This window comes from Salipiger marinus, from assembly GCF_900100085.1.
Taxonomy (GTDB): Bacteria; Pseudomonadota; Alphaproteobacteria; order Rhodobacterales; family Rhodobacteraceae; genus Salipiger; species Salipiger marinus.
The window spans coordinates 113996-131996 of the sequence record NZ_FNEJ01000010.1 but is presented as its reverse complement, the minus strand read 5'-3'; the positions used below and the strand labels follow the sequence as shown (position 1 = coordinate 131996).

General features: G+C 68.5%; 9 protein-coding genes. 3 read left to right on the top strand and 6 right to left on the bottom strand.

Features of this window, described 5'->3' with window-relative positions; all coding sequences use genetic code 11:
- Positions 1-6: 6 nt before the first annotated feature.
- The 4 genes from BLR51_RS13145 to BLR51_RS13130 all read right to left on the bottom strand — a co-directional run bounded on the left by BLR51_RS13145 (position 7) and on the right by BLR51_RS13130 (position 9883).
- The gene (locus BLR51_RS13145) at positions 7-1032 is read right to left on the bottom strand and encodes a glycosyltransferase family 2 protein (protein WP_089847646.1); all 1026 of its coding nucleotides are present in this window, start codon (positions 1030-1032) and stop codon (positions 7-9) included.
- Positions 1029-7481: a type I polyketide synthase gene (locus BLR51_RS13140; RefSeq protein ID WP_089847643.1), complete on the bottom strand. Its 6453-nt coding sequence runs from the start codon at positions 7479-7481 to the stop codon at positions 1029-1031. Before BLR51_RS13140 ends, BLR51_RS13145 begins: the two co-directional genes overlap by 4 nt.
- A 180-nt stretch (positions 7482-7661) precedes the next feature.
- Complete coding sequence (locus BLR51_RS13135) at positions 7662-9029, bottom strand: oligosaccharide flippase family protein (RefSeq protein WP_089847641.1); 1368 nt, start codon at positions 9027-9029, stop codon at positions 7662-7664.
- The gene (locus BLR51_RS13130; protein WP_089847639.1) at positions 9026-9883 is read right to left on the bottom strand and encodes a glycosyltransferase family 2 protein; all 858 of its coding nucleotides are present in this window, start codon (positions 9881-9883) and stop codon (positions 9026-9028) included. Before BLR51_RS13130 ends, BLR51_RS13135 begins: the two co-directional genes overlap by 4 nt.
- A 162-nt stretch (positions 9884-10045) precedes the next feature.
- Here BLR51_RS13130 and epsE point away from each other — a divergent pair, with 162 nt between their 5' ends.
- Positions 10046-11242: an exopolysaccharide biosynthesis GT4 family glycosyltransferase EpsE gene (epsE, locus tag BLR51_RS13125; protein ID WP_089847821.1), complete on the top strand. Its 1197-nt coding sequence runs from the start codon at positions 10046-10048 to the stop codon at positions 11240-11242.
- A gap of 5 nt (positions 11243-11247) precedes the next feature.
- Here epsE and BLR51_RS27415 read toward each other — a convergent pair whose 3' ends face one another.
- Positions 11248-14187 (bottom strand): type I secretion protein, encoded by a 2940-nt coding sequence (locus tag BLR51_RS27415; protein ID WP_089847638.1) that lies wholly within the window; start codon positions 14185-14187, stop codon positions 11248-11250.
- A gap of 333 nt (positions 14188-14520) precedes the next feature.
- Here BLR51_RS27415 and BLR51_RS13115 point away from each other — a divergent pair, with 333 nt between their 5' ends.
- Both BLR51_RS13115 and BLR51_RS13110 read left to right on the top strand, forming a co-directional pair.
- Complete coding sequence (locus BLR51_RS13115) at positions 14521-16086, top strand: 2-isopropylmalate synthase (RefSeq protein ID WP_089847636.1); 1566 nt, start codon at positions 14521-14523, stop codon at positions 16084-16086.
- A gap of 124 nt (positions 16087-16210) precedes the next feature.
- Positions 16211-17131, top strand: coding sequence for a glycosyltransferase (locus tag BLR51_RS13110; protein WP_165616818.1), 921 nt, complete (start codon positions 16211-16213; stop codon positions 17129-17131).
- Here BLR51_RS13110 and rfbD read toward each other — a convergent pair.
- On the bottom strand, positions 17128-17979 hold the full coding sequence (gene rfbD, locus BLR51_RS13105) for a dTDP-4-dehydrorhamnose reductase (protein ID WP_089847633.1): 852 nt from the start codon (positions 17977-17979) through the stop codon (positions 17128-17130). The genes BLR51_RS13110 and rfbD overlap by 4 nt on opposite strands.
- Positions 17980-18001: the final 22 nt, after the last annotated feature.

The following is an 18001-nucleotide window of genomic DNA, read 5'->3' as shown; positions in this document are numbered from 1 at the left end:
CTGAAACTACTCCGCTCTGGCCGCCTGCGCGACGGCAGCGTCGCGGGGGGCCGGGGTTTCGCGCACGCCGGGCAGGGGCCGGGTCAGCGCGGACAGGTCATGCGAAATCAGGTCACGCAGGAACCTCGGTGGATCGACCCTAGGCTTGCGCTGCAGCAGGCGGCGCGCCCGCCACAGCAGCCCCCCCGCCCCATGCGCCAGCGTCGCCAGAACGGCGCCGCCCCGCCCGTGATTCTTGCTGAAATAATGCCAGCGGCTGTCCAGCCAGAAGCCCGGCACCCGCGTCCATCGCTTCATGCCCGTGGAGACAGAGCCGATATGCAGCACCTCGCTGGCGCGGACATAATGGGTTTCGAACCCGGCACGGGCGGCGCGCAGGCAGAGATCGGTTTCCTCGAAATACAGAAAAAACGTCTCGTCGAACAATCCGATGCGGTCCAGCACCGAATGCCGCATCATCAGCGAGGCACCTGCCAGCCAGTCCACCCGCGTGGTGCCGCGCGGCAGCGGCAGCGGCACGACATGTTCGCGAAGCAGCCGGGTGATGGGACCAAACCGCGCCGCACCCTCGAACTCCGACGCGACCGACGGAAAGCGGAAGGCCGAGATATGCGGCACGCCATCTTCGCCATGGATGTAGCTGCCGGCGAATCCCGCTTCGGGGTGGCGTTCCAGATGGCCCAGCAGCAGGCGGATGGCATCGGGCGCCGGAAAGGCGTCAGAGTTCAGGATATAGACGTAATCGGGGCGCGATCCGTCCGACAGCCCGGCGCGGATCCCCACGTTGTTGCCCGCGCCAAAGCCGCCATTTCGCCCCGACTGGATCAGCCGCACCGGCGCCACCTTGGCCCATGGCGCCTGCAAGCCCTTGGCGATCTTTTCGAAACTGCCATCGCCGCTGTCATTGTCGACGATCACCAGCTCTGCCCGCAGATGACGCATCGCGACCAGCGCCGATTCCGCCGCGCGCAGGGTCATGTCGGGCGTGCGCCAGTTCAGCAGCACCACCAGCAGGCGGGGGGACCGGCTCATTCCGCCGCACTCCGCCCCGGGAAGGGCAGCACGGTGCTGCCCAGCGTCACGGCCTCTGCCCCGGCGATCGCCTCGCGCAGCAGCGCGGCGAGCACGCGGACATTGGGCTCCAGCACCATGGAATCGTGATCTCCGGGCACTTCGTGCACCTCCACATGCGGGACATGCTGCCCCCAGTCATTGTCCGGCAGCACATAGGCGCGTTCGGAACTGACCCGCCGCCCGCCCGCCACGGTCCATTTGCCCATCAGCGGCGGACGGTAAAGCACCAGCCGCCCGTCCCAGGGCCGGACCTGATACCGCGCCACGGCCTGCAGGAACGCCGCCTCGATCTCGGCATTGTGGAAGCTGTGCTCGGTGGCGGTGTCCTGCCGCTGCCGCCGCTTCGCGATTTCCCAAGCGATCCGGTTGCGCGCCCAGATCAGCGGATAGCCCACCCCCTTGGCGCGCAGTTCCTGCATCTGGATCAGCAGGCGGTCGCGGCGGTCGAGCGCGCGGCGCTGCGGCAGCGGCGTGTCCAGCAGCACGCAGAGCGCCACCTCCTCGCCCGCTGCTTCCAGCTGATGCGCGATTTCATAGGCGGTGATGCCGCCCCCCGAAAAACCGCCGACCATATAGGGCCCGTGCGGCTGCACCTGCCGCATCTCGGCGATGTAATCGCGCGCAGCGTCTTCGATGCTGTCATGCGGCGCCTCGCCGCCGTAAAGCCCGCGCGCCTGCACCCCGTAAAATGGCCGGTCCGCGCCCAGCAGATGCGCCAGATGGCGCAGGTTCAGCACGTTGCCGAACATCCCCGCCACAAGGAAGAAGGGCCGCCGCGCCCCGCCTTCGCCGTCATGCATGGCGACCAGATGGCGGAACCGCCGTTCCGGCGCGCGCGGCGCCGCAGCCTCCGGCGCATCCTCGGCACCCTGCCCGGTGCGCTCGGCGATCAGCGCGGCACAGGTGCGGATGGTCGGCGCCTCGAACAGCACGGAGATCGGAAATTCGATCCGCCACGTCTTCTTGACCATGGCGAACAGCCGCACCGCGATCAGGCTGTGCCCGCCCAGATCGAAGAAACTGTCCTCGACCCCGACATTCTGCACCCCCAGCAGATCCTGCCAGAACCCGGCCAGCCTGCGTTCGATATCGGTCTCCGGCGCCACATACTCGCCGTCAAGCTGCGGACGGTCAAAGCTTTGCCCCTCGCCGCGTTCGGCGCTGCTGGCGGTGGTCTGGCGCACCAGCTGATCCAGATCCATCGACGACACCACCACCTGCGGCAGACCAAGGTTCAGCACGCGGGCAAAGGCATCGACCCCTTCGGCGGGGCGGATGCCCTGCGACAGGTTGTGCGCCAGCCGTTCCTCGGCGGCAGACAGCGGCTGCGTGGCGCCGGGCCCGTCAAATTCCACCTCGGCGGCGGTCAGCCGGGGCGTGGCCTGCAGCAGATCGGGGCTGGCGAGTCTGTGGATGGTAAAGCCCGAGATTTCGACCAGCACCGCGCCTTCGGCATCGCAGAGCGTCACGTCAAAGCTGGCGGTGTCGGCGCCCGCGCGGTTGTCGGCGGCATTGCGCACCCAGCTGACGATGCGCGGGGGCAGCGGCGCATGCACGCGCACCCGCGCATAAGACACCGGCACCCACAGATGCGTGGGCTGCCAGCCCGCGATCAGATCCATGGCCCAGCCGGTGGCGATGTCCAGCAGCGCGGGATGCAGCAGGCAGCCATCGCCTGCGGCGGCAGGCGGCAGCGACAGATCGGCGATGCCTTCGCCCTGCCCCAGCGCGCGGGCATCCAGCACCTTCCAGCGCGGACCAAAGGCCAGCTGCACCTCCTGCGCGGCGGTCAGTTTCTGCCCCGCTGCCGCGCGCAGCGGCACGCCGCAGCGGGCGCGGATCGCGGCCAGATCCAGCGGTTCGGGCCGGGACAGCGGCAGCAGCGCCAGCGTGGCCTGCGCGGTCAGGCAGAAGCCGCGCCGCCCGCCCAGCGTGCAGTCGGCCAGCAGGTCGAAGCCATAGCCTTCGGCGCGGCGGGCCAGCCGCAGCCGGATGTCGCGCCCCGCCCCTTCGGCCACCCGCAGCGGGCGCAGGAAGGTCAGGTCGCGAATCTCGAACGGTCCGTCTTCGCCCTGCGCGTGCAGGGCATGCGCGGCCAGCGTCAGCGAGCCGGTGCCGGGCAGCAGCGCATCGCCCGCGCGGGTGCGGTGTTCGCCGATCACCCAGTCTTCGGTGGTGTAGCGCGCGGTGAACATCCGGTTGCCCTGCGCGTCAAAGCTGGCGTGATCCAGCAGCGGCACGCCTGCGGGCACCACCGGCGCCTCCGGCACCTCGCCCAGACGGGCGGCCACGGCTTCGGCGGCCATGCCCACCTCGGCCCAGATGCCCCAGTTGAGCGCGATCACCCGGGTCTGCCCGCCTGCCCGCGCCTGTGCCACGGCGTTGAGGTAGTCATTGGCGGCAACGTAATCCACCTGCCCCGCCGGGGCCGTCACCGTGGAGGAGGAAGAGAACAGCACCAGCCAGTCGACCACGCCATCGGGAAACACCTCCCCAAGCACGTCGGTGCCGTGGATCTTGGGCGTGAACACATCCTCGATGCTGGCGGGGGTCTTGGTCAGCAGCGGACCGTCGGCGATGACGCCAGCGCCATGGATCACGCCGGTGATGCGGCCAAACTCCGCCTCGACCTGCGCGCGCAGGCGGGACATCTGGCTTTTGACGCAGACATCGGCGGCGGCCACCCGCACCGTTGCGCCCGCCTGTTCCAGCGCCGTCACCGCGCGGATGCGGCGGGCGAGCCCGTCCTGCGGCGCGTGGCGCCTCAGGTAATCGTCCCATTGCGCGCGGTCGGGCAGCGCCTGCCGCGCCACCAGCACCAGAGTGGCGCCGCGCCGCGCCAGATCCTGCGCGATGGAGAGGCCAATGCCGCCAAAGCCCCCGGTCAGCAGCCATGTGCCGCCTTCGGGCAGGGCCAGAGGCGCGGGCAGGGTCACCGGTTTCATCGCCCGGGCATAGCGGCGCGGCCCGCGCAGCGCTGCAATGTCTGTGCCCGGCTCGGCCAGCAGTTCCTCCAGCACCTGATCGGTGAGATGGTCCAGCGCCGCCTCCCGCGCGGCCTCGGCCCGGGCCCGCCCGAACAGCCCCGCCGCGACGGGATCGGGCAGTTGCAGATCCAGCGTCGACACCGTGACCCCGGGCAGTTCGCGCGGAATGACCCGGGCCGGGCCTGCCACCGTCGCCTTGGCGGGATAGGGCAGCGGCTCTTCCGCGACGCGCGCGGCACCGGTGGTCAGCACGGTGACATGCAGCGGGCGCGGCAGGTTTTCCTCGGCCAAGGCCTGCGCCAAGAAAAGCAGCGCATAGAAGCCCTGTTCCTGAATGCGGTGAAAGAAGCTGGATCCGGGGCGGTGATGCTCGCCCTCCGTCACCAGCCAGAACTGCGCGATGCGGGTGGGCACATGGCCCTGCTGCGCCAGATCCTGCAGCAGCAGGTCATAACCTTCGCGCCCGCGTTCCGGCGCAAGGAGATAGGAGGTGTCGGACAGCCGGGAGAAGGCGTCGCCCGGCCGCACCTCGATCACCGTATGGCCCGCCGCGCGCAGCCGGGCGGCGGCGCTGCTGGCAAGCCCCGCCTCGTCCATGAACATCAGCCATGTCTGCGGCGCGGCCTTCAGCGCGGCGGGCAGGTCAAGCTCCAGCGCGGGGGCGCGCGGGCGCCAGACCGAATGCCAGCCCCAGCCCGCCACATCGTCGCTGCGCATCAGGAACTGCGGCGCCACATCGGCCTGCGCCTTGCCGGGGGCGATGAAATAGGGGCTGCGCTGGAAGGCATAGCTGGGCAGCACCACGCGGTTGCGCCGCGCCTCGCCCCAGATCTGCGGCCAGTCGATCTCGGCGCCCAGCGCCCAGAGCCGGCCCAGCACCTCGAACATGTAGCGGTCGTCGGCGATGTCCTCGTCGGGATGGCGCAGCGAGGACAGCACCTGCTGCCCCGGCACCTTGCCGTTCTGCCGCGCGAGCGAGGACAGCGCCTTGCCCGGCCCCACCTCCAGATAGATGCGGTTGGGCGTGTCGGCCAGCGTGCCGATGCAGGCGTCAAACAGCACGGTGCCGCGCAGATGTTCGGCCCAGTAATCGGGATCGGTGGCCTGTTCGGCGGTCATCAGGATGCCGGTGCGGTTCGACATCAGCGGGATCTGCGGCGGCGACAGCGGGATGCCGCGCAGATAGGCGCGGAACGGCGCAAGGATCGGCTCCAGCATCCGGCTGTGCGCGGCAATGTCGATGGCGATGCGCTGACAGTCCACACCCATGTCCCGCAGCCGGATTTCCAGCGCATCCAGCGCGGCGCGCGGCCCCGAGGCCACCGACAGATCCGGCGCGTTGACGGCGGCCAGATCCAGATCCGCCCCCAGATGCGGCAGCAGCCTGTCCGCAGGCAGCGCCACCGACAGCATCCCGCCCGAAGGCACGGTGTCAAAGAGCTGCCCGCGCAGATGCACAAGGCCGATGCAGTCTTCAAAGCTCAGCACCCCGGCCAGACAGGCGGCGGTGTTCTCGCCCATGCTGTGCCCGCAGAGCGCGGCGGGTGTGACCCCCCAGCTGATCCACAGCTGCGCCAGCGCATATTCCGTCAGCATGATGAGCGGCAGCTGCAGGGAGGGCTGCGCCAGCGCCGCCTCTGCCTCGGCGCGGTCCTGCGGCTGCGGCAGCCAGAGCGCGCGCATGTCGCGATCCGTCAGCCCCGCCAGCACCTCCAGCCCGCGGTCCATCCATTCGGCAAAGACCGGCTCTGTCTCGTAAAGATCGCGGGCCATCCCGGCATATTGCGCGCCGCCGCCGGGGAACAGGAACACCACATCGGGCCGGTCCAGCGCGGTATGGCTGTGCACGCGGCGGGGGCTGTCCTGCTCCAGCAGGCGGGCGGCCTCCATGGCGCTGTCGGCCACCACGATGCGGCGCTTTTCAAAGGCGCGGCGGCCCTCTTTCAGCGTATAGGCGACATCGGCCAGCGGCAGATCGGGATGGGCGCGCAGATGCGCGGCGAGCCGCGCGGCATTGTCCTCCAGCGCGGCCTTGCTGCGCCCGGACAGGGTGAGGATCTGGAAGGGCCAGTCGCTGGCCTCGGACGCGGGCCGCGCCGCCGCCTCCTCCAGCACGACATGGGCATTGGTGCCGCCCACGCCCAGCGAATTGACCCCGGCGCGGCGCGGATGGCCCTGCCGGACCCAAGGCGTCAGCCGGTCATTCACCAGAAACGGCGAATGGTCGAAATCGATGGCGGGGTTGGGCGCCTCATATCCCAGACTGGGCGGCATTTCGCGGTGATGCAGCGCCAGCGAGGCCTTGATGAGGCTTGCCACCCCCGCCGCCGTGTCCAGATGGCCGATATTGGTCTTGACCGAGCCGATGCGGCAATGCTGCCGCGCGCGCCCGGTTTCGGCAAAGGCCTGCGTCAGCGCCGCCACCTCGATCGGGTCGCCCAGATAGGTGCCGGTGCCGTGGCATTCGACGTAATCCACGGTTTCGGACCCAACCCCCGCCACCGCCTGCGCCTCGGCGATGGCGCGGGCCTGCCCGTCGACCGAAGGCGCCAGATAGCCCGCCTTCTGCGCGCCGTCATTGTTGACCGCCGACCCCTTGATGACCGCCCAGACATGGTCGCCATCGGCCCGCGCATCGGCCAGCCGCCGCAGCACCACCACCCCGGCGCCGGAGCCAAAGACCGTGCCCTGCGCGCGGTGGTCGAAGGCATGGCATTCGCCGTCGGGCGACAGGATCTCGTTTTCCTTATACAGGTAGCCCCGGCCCTGCGGCAGTTCCACCGTCACCCCGCCCGCCAGCGCCATGTCGCATTCGCCGTTCAGCAGCGCCTGTGCGGCCATATGCGTGGCCACCAGCGAGGTGGAACAGGCGGTCTGCACGTTGATCGACGGGCCCTGCAGATCCAGCACATGGCTCAGCCGCGTGGTCATGAAATCCTTGTCATTGCCGGTATGGCGCAGCAGGAACATGCCGGTGCTTTCCACCAGATCCGGGTTGGAGCAGAGGTTGAAATAGAAATAGCTGCCCATGCCGCAGCCCGCGAAGACGCCGACGCGCCCGTCGAAGTTTTCCGGCACATGGCCCGCGTTTTCCAGCGCCTCCCATGCGGTTTCCAGAAACTGCCGGTGCTGCGGATCCATGATCGCGGCATCCTTGGGGGCGAAGCCGAAAAACTCGGCATCGAACATCTCGAACCCGTCCAGCGGCGCGGCGAAGGGCACGTAATCCTTGTGGCGGATCAGGCCCGGATCCTCTCCGGCGGCAAGCAGCTCGTCATCACTCAACCGGCGGATGGCGCGGCGCCCCTCGCGCAGCATCTGCCAATAAGCGTCGATATCCGCAGCGCCGGGAAGATGGGCCGCCATTCCGACAATGGCGATGTCCGTCTCATCCGAATCGTGCTGAAAAACTTGCGTCATGACCCTGATCCTGCCGTTTCGGCCTTGACGAGCCGTAAAGGAAAAATGGGGAGCAAATGCGGCGGTTTCGAGATATTCGACCCATCACCGCCTCAATTCCCCGGACTCACACCGCGATTGTCATCGCATCGGCGACAGTAGCAATTTGAAAGGAAATTGTCGCGATTCCGGAACGGGCCGTTACTGGCCCAGCAGCGACAGGTAGCGGATCGACTCCCAGTTGATCCACATGGCGAAGGCGGCGCAGCCCGCGCCCAGCCCGGCAAAGACCAGATCGTGCAGCGGATCCCACGCGCCCATGCGCCGCGCCAGCCAGACCACCACCGGATAGGCCAGCAGGAAGGCCGCGCCATAGCCGAACAGCGCGCCGATGAATCCGGCGGTTTCCAGCCCGACAAGGATGCTGCCCACCATCAGCACCGCCCGCGCCGCCGCCAGCACAAAAAAGCTGCGGCTGTCGCCTGCGGCCAGCGCCGCCTGATCGTAAGTCTGCACGATGATCTGCGGCATCTGCATGCAGGCGACGATCACCGCCACCGCTCCCGCCGCCAGATAGCGGTCGTCATACATCACATCCACCAGCCAGTCGCCCATCACCGCAAAGGTGGTGACCAGCAGCAGCAGCGGCGCCGTGACGGCAAACCGCATCCGCCGCAGCCGCAGGAAATTGGCGCGGCTCCGCGTGGGGGGCGTTTCGCGGTAGATGGGAATGAGGATGCGCCGCGTGACCATGGATCCCAGCAGCATCGGGAAGGAGGCAAGGAAATAGCCGATATTGTAGATGCCGAAATGATCAAGCGGCAGGTATTTCCCCATCAGGATCTTGTCCGCCTGACTGAAGAAGAAGCCGCAGACCGTGGCCAGAAAGATCCATTTGCCGAAATGGATCAGTTCCTGCGCGGCGGCGGGCTCCCAGCGGAAGCTGTTGCGCAGCCCGGGCAGGAAGCGCGAATTGATCAGCACCTCGATCAGCGCGCTGAGAATGCCGCTTGCCACCAGCGCCCAGACCGACCCCGTCAGCCATGCAAGGATCACCGCGCTGAGGATCCCCGCGCCTTGTGTCGCCAGATCCAGCAGCGTGACCCGGCCCAGCAGCAGATGCCGGTTCGCCGTGTCCATCCGCGTCGGCTTGAACCCGAGGATCAGCAGCGTCAGGCTGGCCACGGGCAGCAGATGCAGCAGCTGCGGTTCGTCATAGATCCACGCCATGGGCCATGCCAGCGCGCAGGCCAGCAGCCACAGGCCCGCGCCCCGCACCGCCTGAATCGTCCATGCGGTGTTGAGGAAATCCCGCTCGTCGCCGCGGCGGCTCTGCAGGATGGCGGGGGTCACGCCCACGTCGGAAAACTGCTGCAGGCCCATCATGAACACCGACACCAGCGCCATCAGGCCAAAGGCTTCGGGGAACAGCAGCCGCGTCAGGATCAGGTTCGAGGCGAGCCGCATGACCTGCGCCGCGCCAAACCCGCCCACCGTCAGCATGGAAGACCGCAGCGCGCGGGCCATCAGCGAACTGCCGTTCAGGCGCTGCCAGAGCGCGGGGATCATCGGCTTCGGCTCCAGTCCTGGGCGGGCGGGCGCAGCCGCACCATCAGCGCCACGCCCGCGTAGATGGCAAAGCCCGCAGGGTCGCGCAAGGCCAGCCCCAGCAGGCCGCGGCGCGACAGCGGCAGCTTGTCCTCGTTGCGCAGAAGGTCGGGAAAGCGGCGCGCGATTTCGGCCACGCCCGCATCCTGCCTGCGCCGCACCCGGACCAGCGCGCCAAACCCCTCGGCGATGGGCCAGTCATAGGGGGCCGCCACGGCGACACGTTCCTGCGGCGCAAAACACAGCCGCACGAAGGTGTCGTCGGAGATGATGTCGGGAAAGCCGCCCCAGCGCGCCCGCCCCGCCGCGCTGACGGCAAAGACCCCGCAGCCCGGCACGCCTTTGGCCATGAAGGGCACGCGGCGCCACAGCCGCGCATAGGCGCGCGACACAGCCCCCTTGGCGGTGATGTGCAGCCGCCCGCTGGCATAGCGCGGCGCGGGCCCCGCCAGCGCGTCACAAAGCTGCGTCAGCAGTGCCGGATCCACCGTCACATCGGCATCAAGATAGACCCGCACCCCGCCCCGCGCCACGGCGTCGCCCGCATCCAGCGCGGCGAGCTTGCCGCCTTCGGCCCGGTCGATCACCCGCAGCGGCCAGCCGCGCGCGGCAAAGCCGGGGATCAGCGCGCGGGCGCGGGCGGCGGTATCGTCCCGGCAGCCATTGGCGATGACGATCACCTCGGGCGGGCGGGGATGGGTCCAGACCGAGCCAAGCAGCGCCGACAGGCAGGGCCCGATCAGCGCCGCCTCGTTGCTGGCGGGCAGGATCACCGACAGGGCGGGACTGTTGTCGGGGTCGCGCTGCGCATCCATGATCCGTACCAATGTAGCCACACCTGCGAATTTTCCTGTCCGGCAAGCGTCGCTGCTGCCAGCAAACTGTGGCCAAAGAATGAAATGGCGTAGAGTTCAATGCAAATGCCATCTACGACCGGACAAGATGGGCTGAAAGCGGGGGGATGCGTGTCGCCGCAGCTGCGGATCGGATATCTGGTGCCTCAATTCCCGGGGCAGACCCATATCTTCTTCTGGCGCGAAGTTCTTGCGCTGGAGGCGATGGGTCATGAGGTGCATCTGCTGTCCACGCGGATGCCCCCGGAAGGGCTGATCGCGCACAGCTGGTCGCAGGAGGCAATCGCCCGCACCACCTATCTGGGCGAGGTCCGGCTGATCGCCGCCACCGCCACGCTGGCCCGGCTGCTGCCGCGCGGCCTGCCCGGGCAGATCTGGCGCGAGGGGCGGCGATTCGCGCAGGATGTCGCGGTCACGCTCTCCGCCGCCGAGGCGCTGAACCGTCATGCCGCAGCGGAACGGCTCGACCATATCCATGTCCATAGCTGCGGGCGCGCGGCGCTGATCGCGGGGCTGGCGCGTCGGCTGGGCGGGCGGCCCTATTCGCTGACGCTGCACGGGCCGCTGTCGGATTACGGCCCCGGCCAGCGGGTGAAATGGCAGGGCGCCGAATTTGCCACCGTCATCACCCACCGGCTGATGGAGGAGGTGCAGCAGCAGCTGTCGGGCGCGCTGCCGCCCCGGCTGGTGGTGCGGCCCATGGGCGTGGATACCGAGGATCTGCGCCGCACCACCCCCTATCAGCCGCCCGAAAAGGGCAGGCCGCTGCGGATTTTCTCCTGCGGGCGGCTGAACGCGGTGAAGGGGCATCAGGATCTGATGTCGGCGGTGCGGCAGCTTCTGGATCAGGGCGTGGACGTGCGGCTGGAAATCGCCGGAGAGGATGACGCGGGCGGCACCGGATTCCGGCAGGATCTGGAAACGCATCTGCGCAAGCTGCGGCTGCAGGATCACGTCAAACTGCTGGGCGCGCTCGATGCGCAGGCGGTGAAGGCCAAGCTGCTGGAGGCGCATGTGTTTGTGCTGGCCTCGTGGCATGAACCGCTGGGGGTCGCCTATATGGAGGCGATGTCCTGTGGCGTGCCCACCATCGGCACCGATGCGGGCGGCGTGAGCGAACTGATCGACGATGGCCATACCGGCAAGCTGGTGCCGCCGCGCGATCCTTCGGCCTTGGCCCGCGCCATCCGCGAACTGGCGCAGAATCCCGCCAGCGCCGAAGGGTTCAGCGCCGCAGGCCGCACCCATGTCGAGGCGCATTTCCGCGCCAGCCTTGGCGCCGAAACGCTGGTGGACGAAATCCTGCGCGCGCGCGGCTAGGTTTCTTACAGCCCCGCCGTGGGCAGCTCGGTGTCCGGGTCAGCGGAAAAGCGCAGCGATTCCACCGACACCAGCGTGACCTGCCCCGCAGGCCCGTCGGCGATCAGCCGCGCGCCGTCGCGGCGAAACTCGTAATCGCCGGGCAGGCCCCGCAGCAGCGCGCGGTCCGTGCCGTCGCCGCCATGCAGCCGGTCATCGCCGCCGCCCGCGCGCAAGTCGTCATTGCCGGGCCCGCCGATCAGCGTGTCGGCCAGTTCCGTCCCCTCCAGCACCTCGCCCCGCGCGCCCGCCCGCAGCAGCAGCCCTTGGGCAAAGGCCGCCGCCCCGCGCGGATCCCAGTCGGTGGGGGCGGAGGCGTTATAGGCCATCAGCATGTCCCAGCGCGGATTGCTGTCCTCCAGATAGCGCAGCGCGCCCCAGCTGCCCCATTTCGACGCGGGCGCCACATCGACAAAGGCGTTGAACAGCGTGCCCCCCGCCGCGACCCAGCCGGTCAGCAGCTGTTCGTAAAGCTTGGCCATTTCGGGCGTGTAGTTGAACACCTGAAAGAACTCGGTCAGCCGCTCCTCGTCCACCCGCGCCATCTGCGCCGCGACATGGGTGCCGCCCTCATACATCACCAGCCGCAGCCCGGCCTTCTGCGCCACCTCGCCCTGATAGGGCAGCACCTCGTCCACAAGCTGGCCCAGCGAGCCCTCCTGCAGCGCCATGGCCACCGGCAGGATCGCGGCATCAAAGCGGTGCTGGCGGACATATTCGCGCAGCGCCACCCGCTGCAGACCCTGCGCCGTACCGTCGCGTTCGGCCTGCGCCTCGGCCCGGGACAGCCAGTCGTCGATCCGGGCGGCCATCTCCTCGCCGCCCATTTCATAGCCGAAATAGCCGGTGACGGCATAGGCATCGAAACTGTCGACCGGGGCATGGCCCAGATGCAGGAAGGCCAGCGGTGCGGTCAGGATCTGCTCCTCCAGCCCCGGCCAGCCGGTATGGGTGGCCACCACGCACACCAGCCGGTCGGGGGCCTCGGCGCCATAAACCTCTGTCCAGATGTCCATGACCTGCGCGGCGCGCAGACCATAGAACTGGATCCAGCCCGATTCCGAGGCGCCCCACAGCGTTTCTGCCTGTGCCGCCGCCCAGCCCGCCTGCGGAAAGATGTGGTTCCAGACCTCGTTGGAATATTCCACATGCGCCTTCAGCCGGGGATCCAGCCCGGCCTTCACCGTTTCGGCAAAGCGGCGGATGTAGTCGTCATCGGCCATATGCGGCAGGGTGAACCACGGATCCGCGCCCACCTCGTTGGCAAGCGCGATCATCACCTCCAGCGGTGCCCCCCAGACGGTCCATGTGTGATCGGTCAGGCGCGGGCGGTCGTCCCAGCCTTGCACCGGGGAACCGTTGGTCATCATCCAGTCCATGAACCGCAGGCTGCGCAGATCGCGGATGCGCGCCAGCCAGTCGGGGTTGAACAGCGCGCCAACCTCGTGAAGCGGCAGCAGATCGGCGCGGATCACATGGATGTCACGGATCGGATCCGCCGCATCAACCGCCGCGATGGAGATGCCGACAGAGCCTTCGCCCGGTTCATAATCGAAGCTCGCCTCGCCCTCGCCCATGCGCACGCGGCGGGCGCGCCCGGTCAGTTCGATCTCGCCCTTGCCCTGCCATGTCACCCGATAGCTGCCGCGCAGATGCGCCGCCGCCTCGGGCTGGTCGGTCAGCAGCAGCGCCTCGATCCGCTCCACCTGCGGGGGCAGGCTCTGCGGCCAGCCATCGGCGCCCAGATGGCCGCCCGCGCGTAGTTCCTCGGCGCTGACCCCGCCCCACTGGTCGGGCAGATGCCCCACCCAGTCCCGCGCGGTCTTCATCACGTCGATGAAGGGCTGCTGCGTCGACCAGTCCGACAGCCCGTTCAGCCCCATGGCCAGCGCGGGCGCGCCCTGCGGCACGGCGCCCGGTCCGGGCAGCGCCACCTCGCCCCGCGCGGGCAGGGGATCAGCCTCGGCCTGCCGGACCGGCGCGGGGGCCGTGGCGTCGCGCTCTGTCACCGTGCCAAGCTCGCGCAGCTGCTGCCAGATGGCGCCCGCGATCTGCGGCCAGCGCGCCGCCATCTCGGGCGGCAGGTCGGTGGGGGGCGTGTAGCTTTCGGGCGGGGGCGCGTTGAACAGCGCGGCATAGCTGACCGCCCCGGCAAGGAAATACAGCGCGGGCGTGCCATGCGGCGAGCCATCGACATAGAGCGCCTCGACCGGCAGATCCTCCAGCAGCCCGCCCTGCTGCAACAGCCCCGACAGCACCCGCGCCACGGGAATCAGCCGCAGATCGGCCTCGGGCCGCGCCTCGGCCAGCTCTGCCACCAGGTCGTCATACCAGACGCCGTAAGCCCCGGTATTGTAGTCGTGATAGCGCCGCAGCCCCCGGCGCGAGGGCGGAAAGCCCCCCGCGACCGAGTCCATGTCCGACCAGCCTTCATAGATCCAGACCGGGGTGCCGGGGGCATGGCCTTCGACCCAGTCCATGACGGTCAGGATCGTCTCCACCGGGGTGACGCGCTCGGGGTTGTCATAGGCGAAGGGCTGGTCCGGATCCTGATCCTGAATGAAATTGGCGGGCGTGATCACCACCGCGTCATAGCCCGCATCGCCAAAGGTGCCGCGCCCCGGATCCCAGTTGGAGGTGACGCCGGGGATGGTCCAGTTGGGCTGCGGCGGCAGGGTTCCGGCAAAATCCCGCAGAAAGCCCCATTGCCCGTCCAGCGCCAGCCGCCGCCCGTCCGCCCGCGCCAGCTGGTCCATCCAGTAGGGCGCGTTGCTATGCGCCGCGTCGCCCAGATGATGCACAAGACTGTTGCCAAAGACATAGACCTCGCGCGCGTCCTGCTGCGCCATCGCCGCAAGCGGCAGCACAGCCGCCAGAACCGCCGCCTTCATCCGCCCCAAGATCATGCCGTCCCCCTGTGCTGTCCCCGTCCCTGTCAGGATATGGCGTCAAAGTGGCGTCGCTCAACCCTGCGCCGCCGCTGCTGCGCTGCGGCAAAGATTAATGGGAAATCCCGGCGATTTTGCGGTTTTCATTTGCCGATCCCTGCGTATAGTCAGGTCCATGATGACCCTTGGCCACATTCCCGCAGCCCTGCGCGCCCCCGGCGCGCCGCTTGCGCTTGGCCTGCGTCTTCTCCTAATCCGCCTCTGAGCGCGCATCACGGCGCGACCGCTCAGAGGAGGACCGTTTCGCGCCGCGAACCCCACAGGACGAAGACATTCAGGAAAGTCCCCGACATGACCGACGATTCCAAATCCCGCGTCTATATCTTTGACACGACGCTCCGCGACGGCGAACAGTCCCCCGGCGCCACCATGACCCATGCCGAAAAGCTCGAAATCGCCGAGCTGCTGGAAGATATGGGCGTGGACATCATCGAGGCCGGGTTTCCCATCGCCTCCGAAGGCGATTTCCGCGCCGTGTCCGAAATCGCGCAGCGCAGCAAGACGGCAGTGATCTGCGGTCTGGCCCGCGCCCAGCTTGGCGACATCGACCGCTGCTGGGAGGCGGTGAGACAGGCGCCGCGCCCGCGCATCCACACGTTTATCGGCACCTCGCCGCTGCACCGCGCCATTCCCAATCTCAGCATGGACGAGATGGCCGACCGCATCCACCAGACGGTCACCCATGCCCGCAACCTCTGCGACAACGTGCAGTGGTCGCCCATGGACGCGACCCGCACCGAATGGGATTACCTCTGCCGCGTTGTGGAGATCGCCATCAAGGCGGGCGCCACCACCATCAACATCCCCGATACCGTGGGCTATACCGCGCCGCGCGAATCCGCCGACCTGATCCGCCGCCTGATCCAGACGGTGCCGGGCGCGGACGAGGTGATCTTTGCCACGCATTGCCACAACGATCTGGGCCTTGCGACCGCCAACACGCTGGCCGCCGTCGAAGGCGGCGCGCGGCAGGTGGAATGCACGATCAACGGTCTGGGCGAACGCGCGGGCAACACCGCGCTGGAAGAGGTGGTGATGGCGCTGAAGGTGCGGGGCGACATCATGCCCTTCGCCACCGGCGTCGACACCCGCAAGATCATGCATATCTCGCGCCGCGTCTCCACCGTCTCGGGCTTCCCGGTGCAGTTCAACAAGGCCATCGTCGGCAAGAACGCCTTTGCGCATGAATCCGGCATCCATCAGGACGGTATGCTGAAGAACAAGGAAACGTTCGAGATCATGCGCCCCGAGGATGTGGGCCTTGCCGGCACCTCGCTGCCGCTTGGCAAGCATTCGGGCCGCGCCGCCCTGCGCGCCAAGCTGCGCGATCTTGGCGTCGAGGTGGGCGACAACCAGCTCAAGGACATCTTCGTGCGGTTCAAGGATCTGGCCGACCGCAAGAAAGAGGTGTTCGACGAGGACATCCTCGCGCTGGTCACCGCCGCCATGACCGAAGGCGCCGACCATCTGGAAATCGTCTCGCTGAAAGTGGTCTGTGGCACTGGCGGCCCGGCAGAGGCCGTTCTGGAGATGGAAGTGGGCGGGCAGGAAATGTCCACCACGATGGAAGGTGACGGCCCGGTGGATGCCACCTTCAAGGCGGTGCGCGCGCTTTATCCCAATAAGGCGCGGCTGCAGCTTTATCAGGTGAACGCCGTGACCGAAGGCACCGACGCGCAGGCCACCGTGTCGGTCCGGCTGGAGGAAGACGGCAAGATCGCCACCGGCCAGTCCGCCGATACCGATACGGTCTATGCCTCGGCCAAGGCCTATGTGAACGCGCTGAACCGGCTGCATGTGCGCCGCAGCAAAACCGGCACCGACACCAAGGAAATCAGCTACAAGGATGTGAGCTGATCCGCCTTGGATCTGCCCGACCGGCCCGGCAGGAAGCTGCCGGGCCGCTTTTCTCGCGGCTTGCCGTTTGCCCCTGCCCGGCGGATGATGCAGCCAGCGAAGGACAGGTTTCCGGCCAAGGATGATGACCCCCAAGACCCAGATCACCATCCTGATGGCGACGTGGAACGGCGCCGCACATCTGGCGGCGCAGCTTGAGTCGATCGCGGCCCAGACCCATCACGACTGGCGGCTCTGGGTCGGCGATGACGGATCCACCGATGACACGCGCGACATTCTGGCCGACTTCGCCGCCCGCGTCCCGCAGGAGGTGCGGCTGTTCGACGGGCCCCGGCGCGGGGTGGCGGCGAATTTCCTGACCCTGCTCTGCCGTCAGGATCTGCCGCCCGGCCCGGTCGCCTTCTGCGATCAGGATGACATCTGGTATCCGCACCGGCTGGACCGCGCGCTGGACCGGCTGGGGGCAGCACCGGGTGTGGCGCTTTACTGTTCGCGCACCGATCTGGGGCATGATCCCGACCATCCCCGCGCCACCTCGCCGCTCTGGCAGCGCCCGCCCTGTTTCCGCAACGCGCTGATCCAGACCGTGGCGGGCGGCAACACCATGGTGCTGTCCCCCGAGGCGGTGGCGCTGGCGCGCGAGGCGGGCGCCGATCCGCTGCCCGCCTTTCACGACTGGTGGTTCTACCTGCTGGTCACCGGGGCGGCGGGGCGCATCCTGTATGACGCGCAGCCCACGCTGTTCTACCGCCAGCACGAGGAAAACACGCTGGGCCGCAACCGAGGCTTCGGCGCGCGTTACGCCCGGCTGGGCACCATCTGGCAGGGGCGCTATCACCACTGGATGACCCGCAACATCCGCGCGCTGCAGCGCAACCAGCATCTGCTGACCCCGGAAAACCGGGCGCTGCTGACGGAATTTGCCGCCCTGCGCCGCCGCAAGGGGCCACGGGTGGTGGCGGGCTGGCAGCGGCTGGGGCTGCACCGTCAGGGCCGCATGGAAACCCTGCTGATGGCGGGCGCCGCGATGCTGGGCCGGATCTAGGCGCGCTGGCCCAGATCCTCCAGAATCCGCGACAGACCGGCGCGCCAGTCGGGCCGCGCAAGGCCAAAGACCGCTTCGGTGGCGCGGTTGTCCATGCGTGAATTCTGCGGGCGCGTGGCGGGGGTGGGATAGTCCGAGGAGGGAATGTCCGCCACTTCGCAGCTGATCCCCGCCTGCGCAAAGATCTCGCGCGCAAAATCCGCCCAGCTGACATCGGGGCCGCCGGAGATGTGATAGGTGCCGGTCTTGTCCGGATCCTCCACCAGCTGCGCCGCAGCGGCAAGGCAAAGCGCCGCGATGTCGGCGGCAGGCGTCGGCCCGCCCACCTGATCGGCCACGATGGTCAGCCGGTCGCGCTCTGCCCCCAGCCGCAGCATGGTCTTGACGAAATTGCTGCCATGCGCCGACACCACCCAGCTGGTGCGGAAGATGGCATGGACCCCGCCCGCCGCGCGCACCGCCTCTTCGCCCGCAAGCTTGGTGCGGCCATAGGCGCCCAAGGGGCCGGTGGGATGGTCGGGGGCAAAGGGCGTCTCTCCGGCACCGTCAAAGACGTAATCGGTGGAGATATGGATGAAGGGAATGCCCAGATCGGCGCAGGCCCGCGCCATGGCGCCCGGCGCCTCGGCATTGATGACGCGCGCCAGATCTTCCTCGGTTTCGGCGCGGTCCACGGCGGTATAGGCGGCGGCATTGATCACCACATCCGGCGCTTCGGCGCGGATCGCCTCGGCGCAGTCGGCGGGATCGGCCAGATCCGCCTCGTCGCGACCCAGCGCATTGACCTGCGCCTGCCGCTGCACCTCGCGGGCGACCTGTCCGGTCTTGCCGAAAACCATGATCCGCATTCTACCGTCCGTCCTTTCGTGG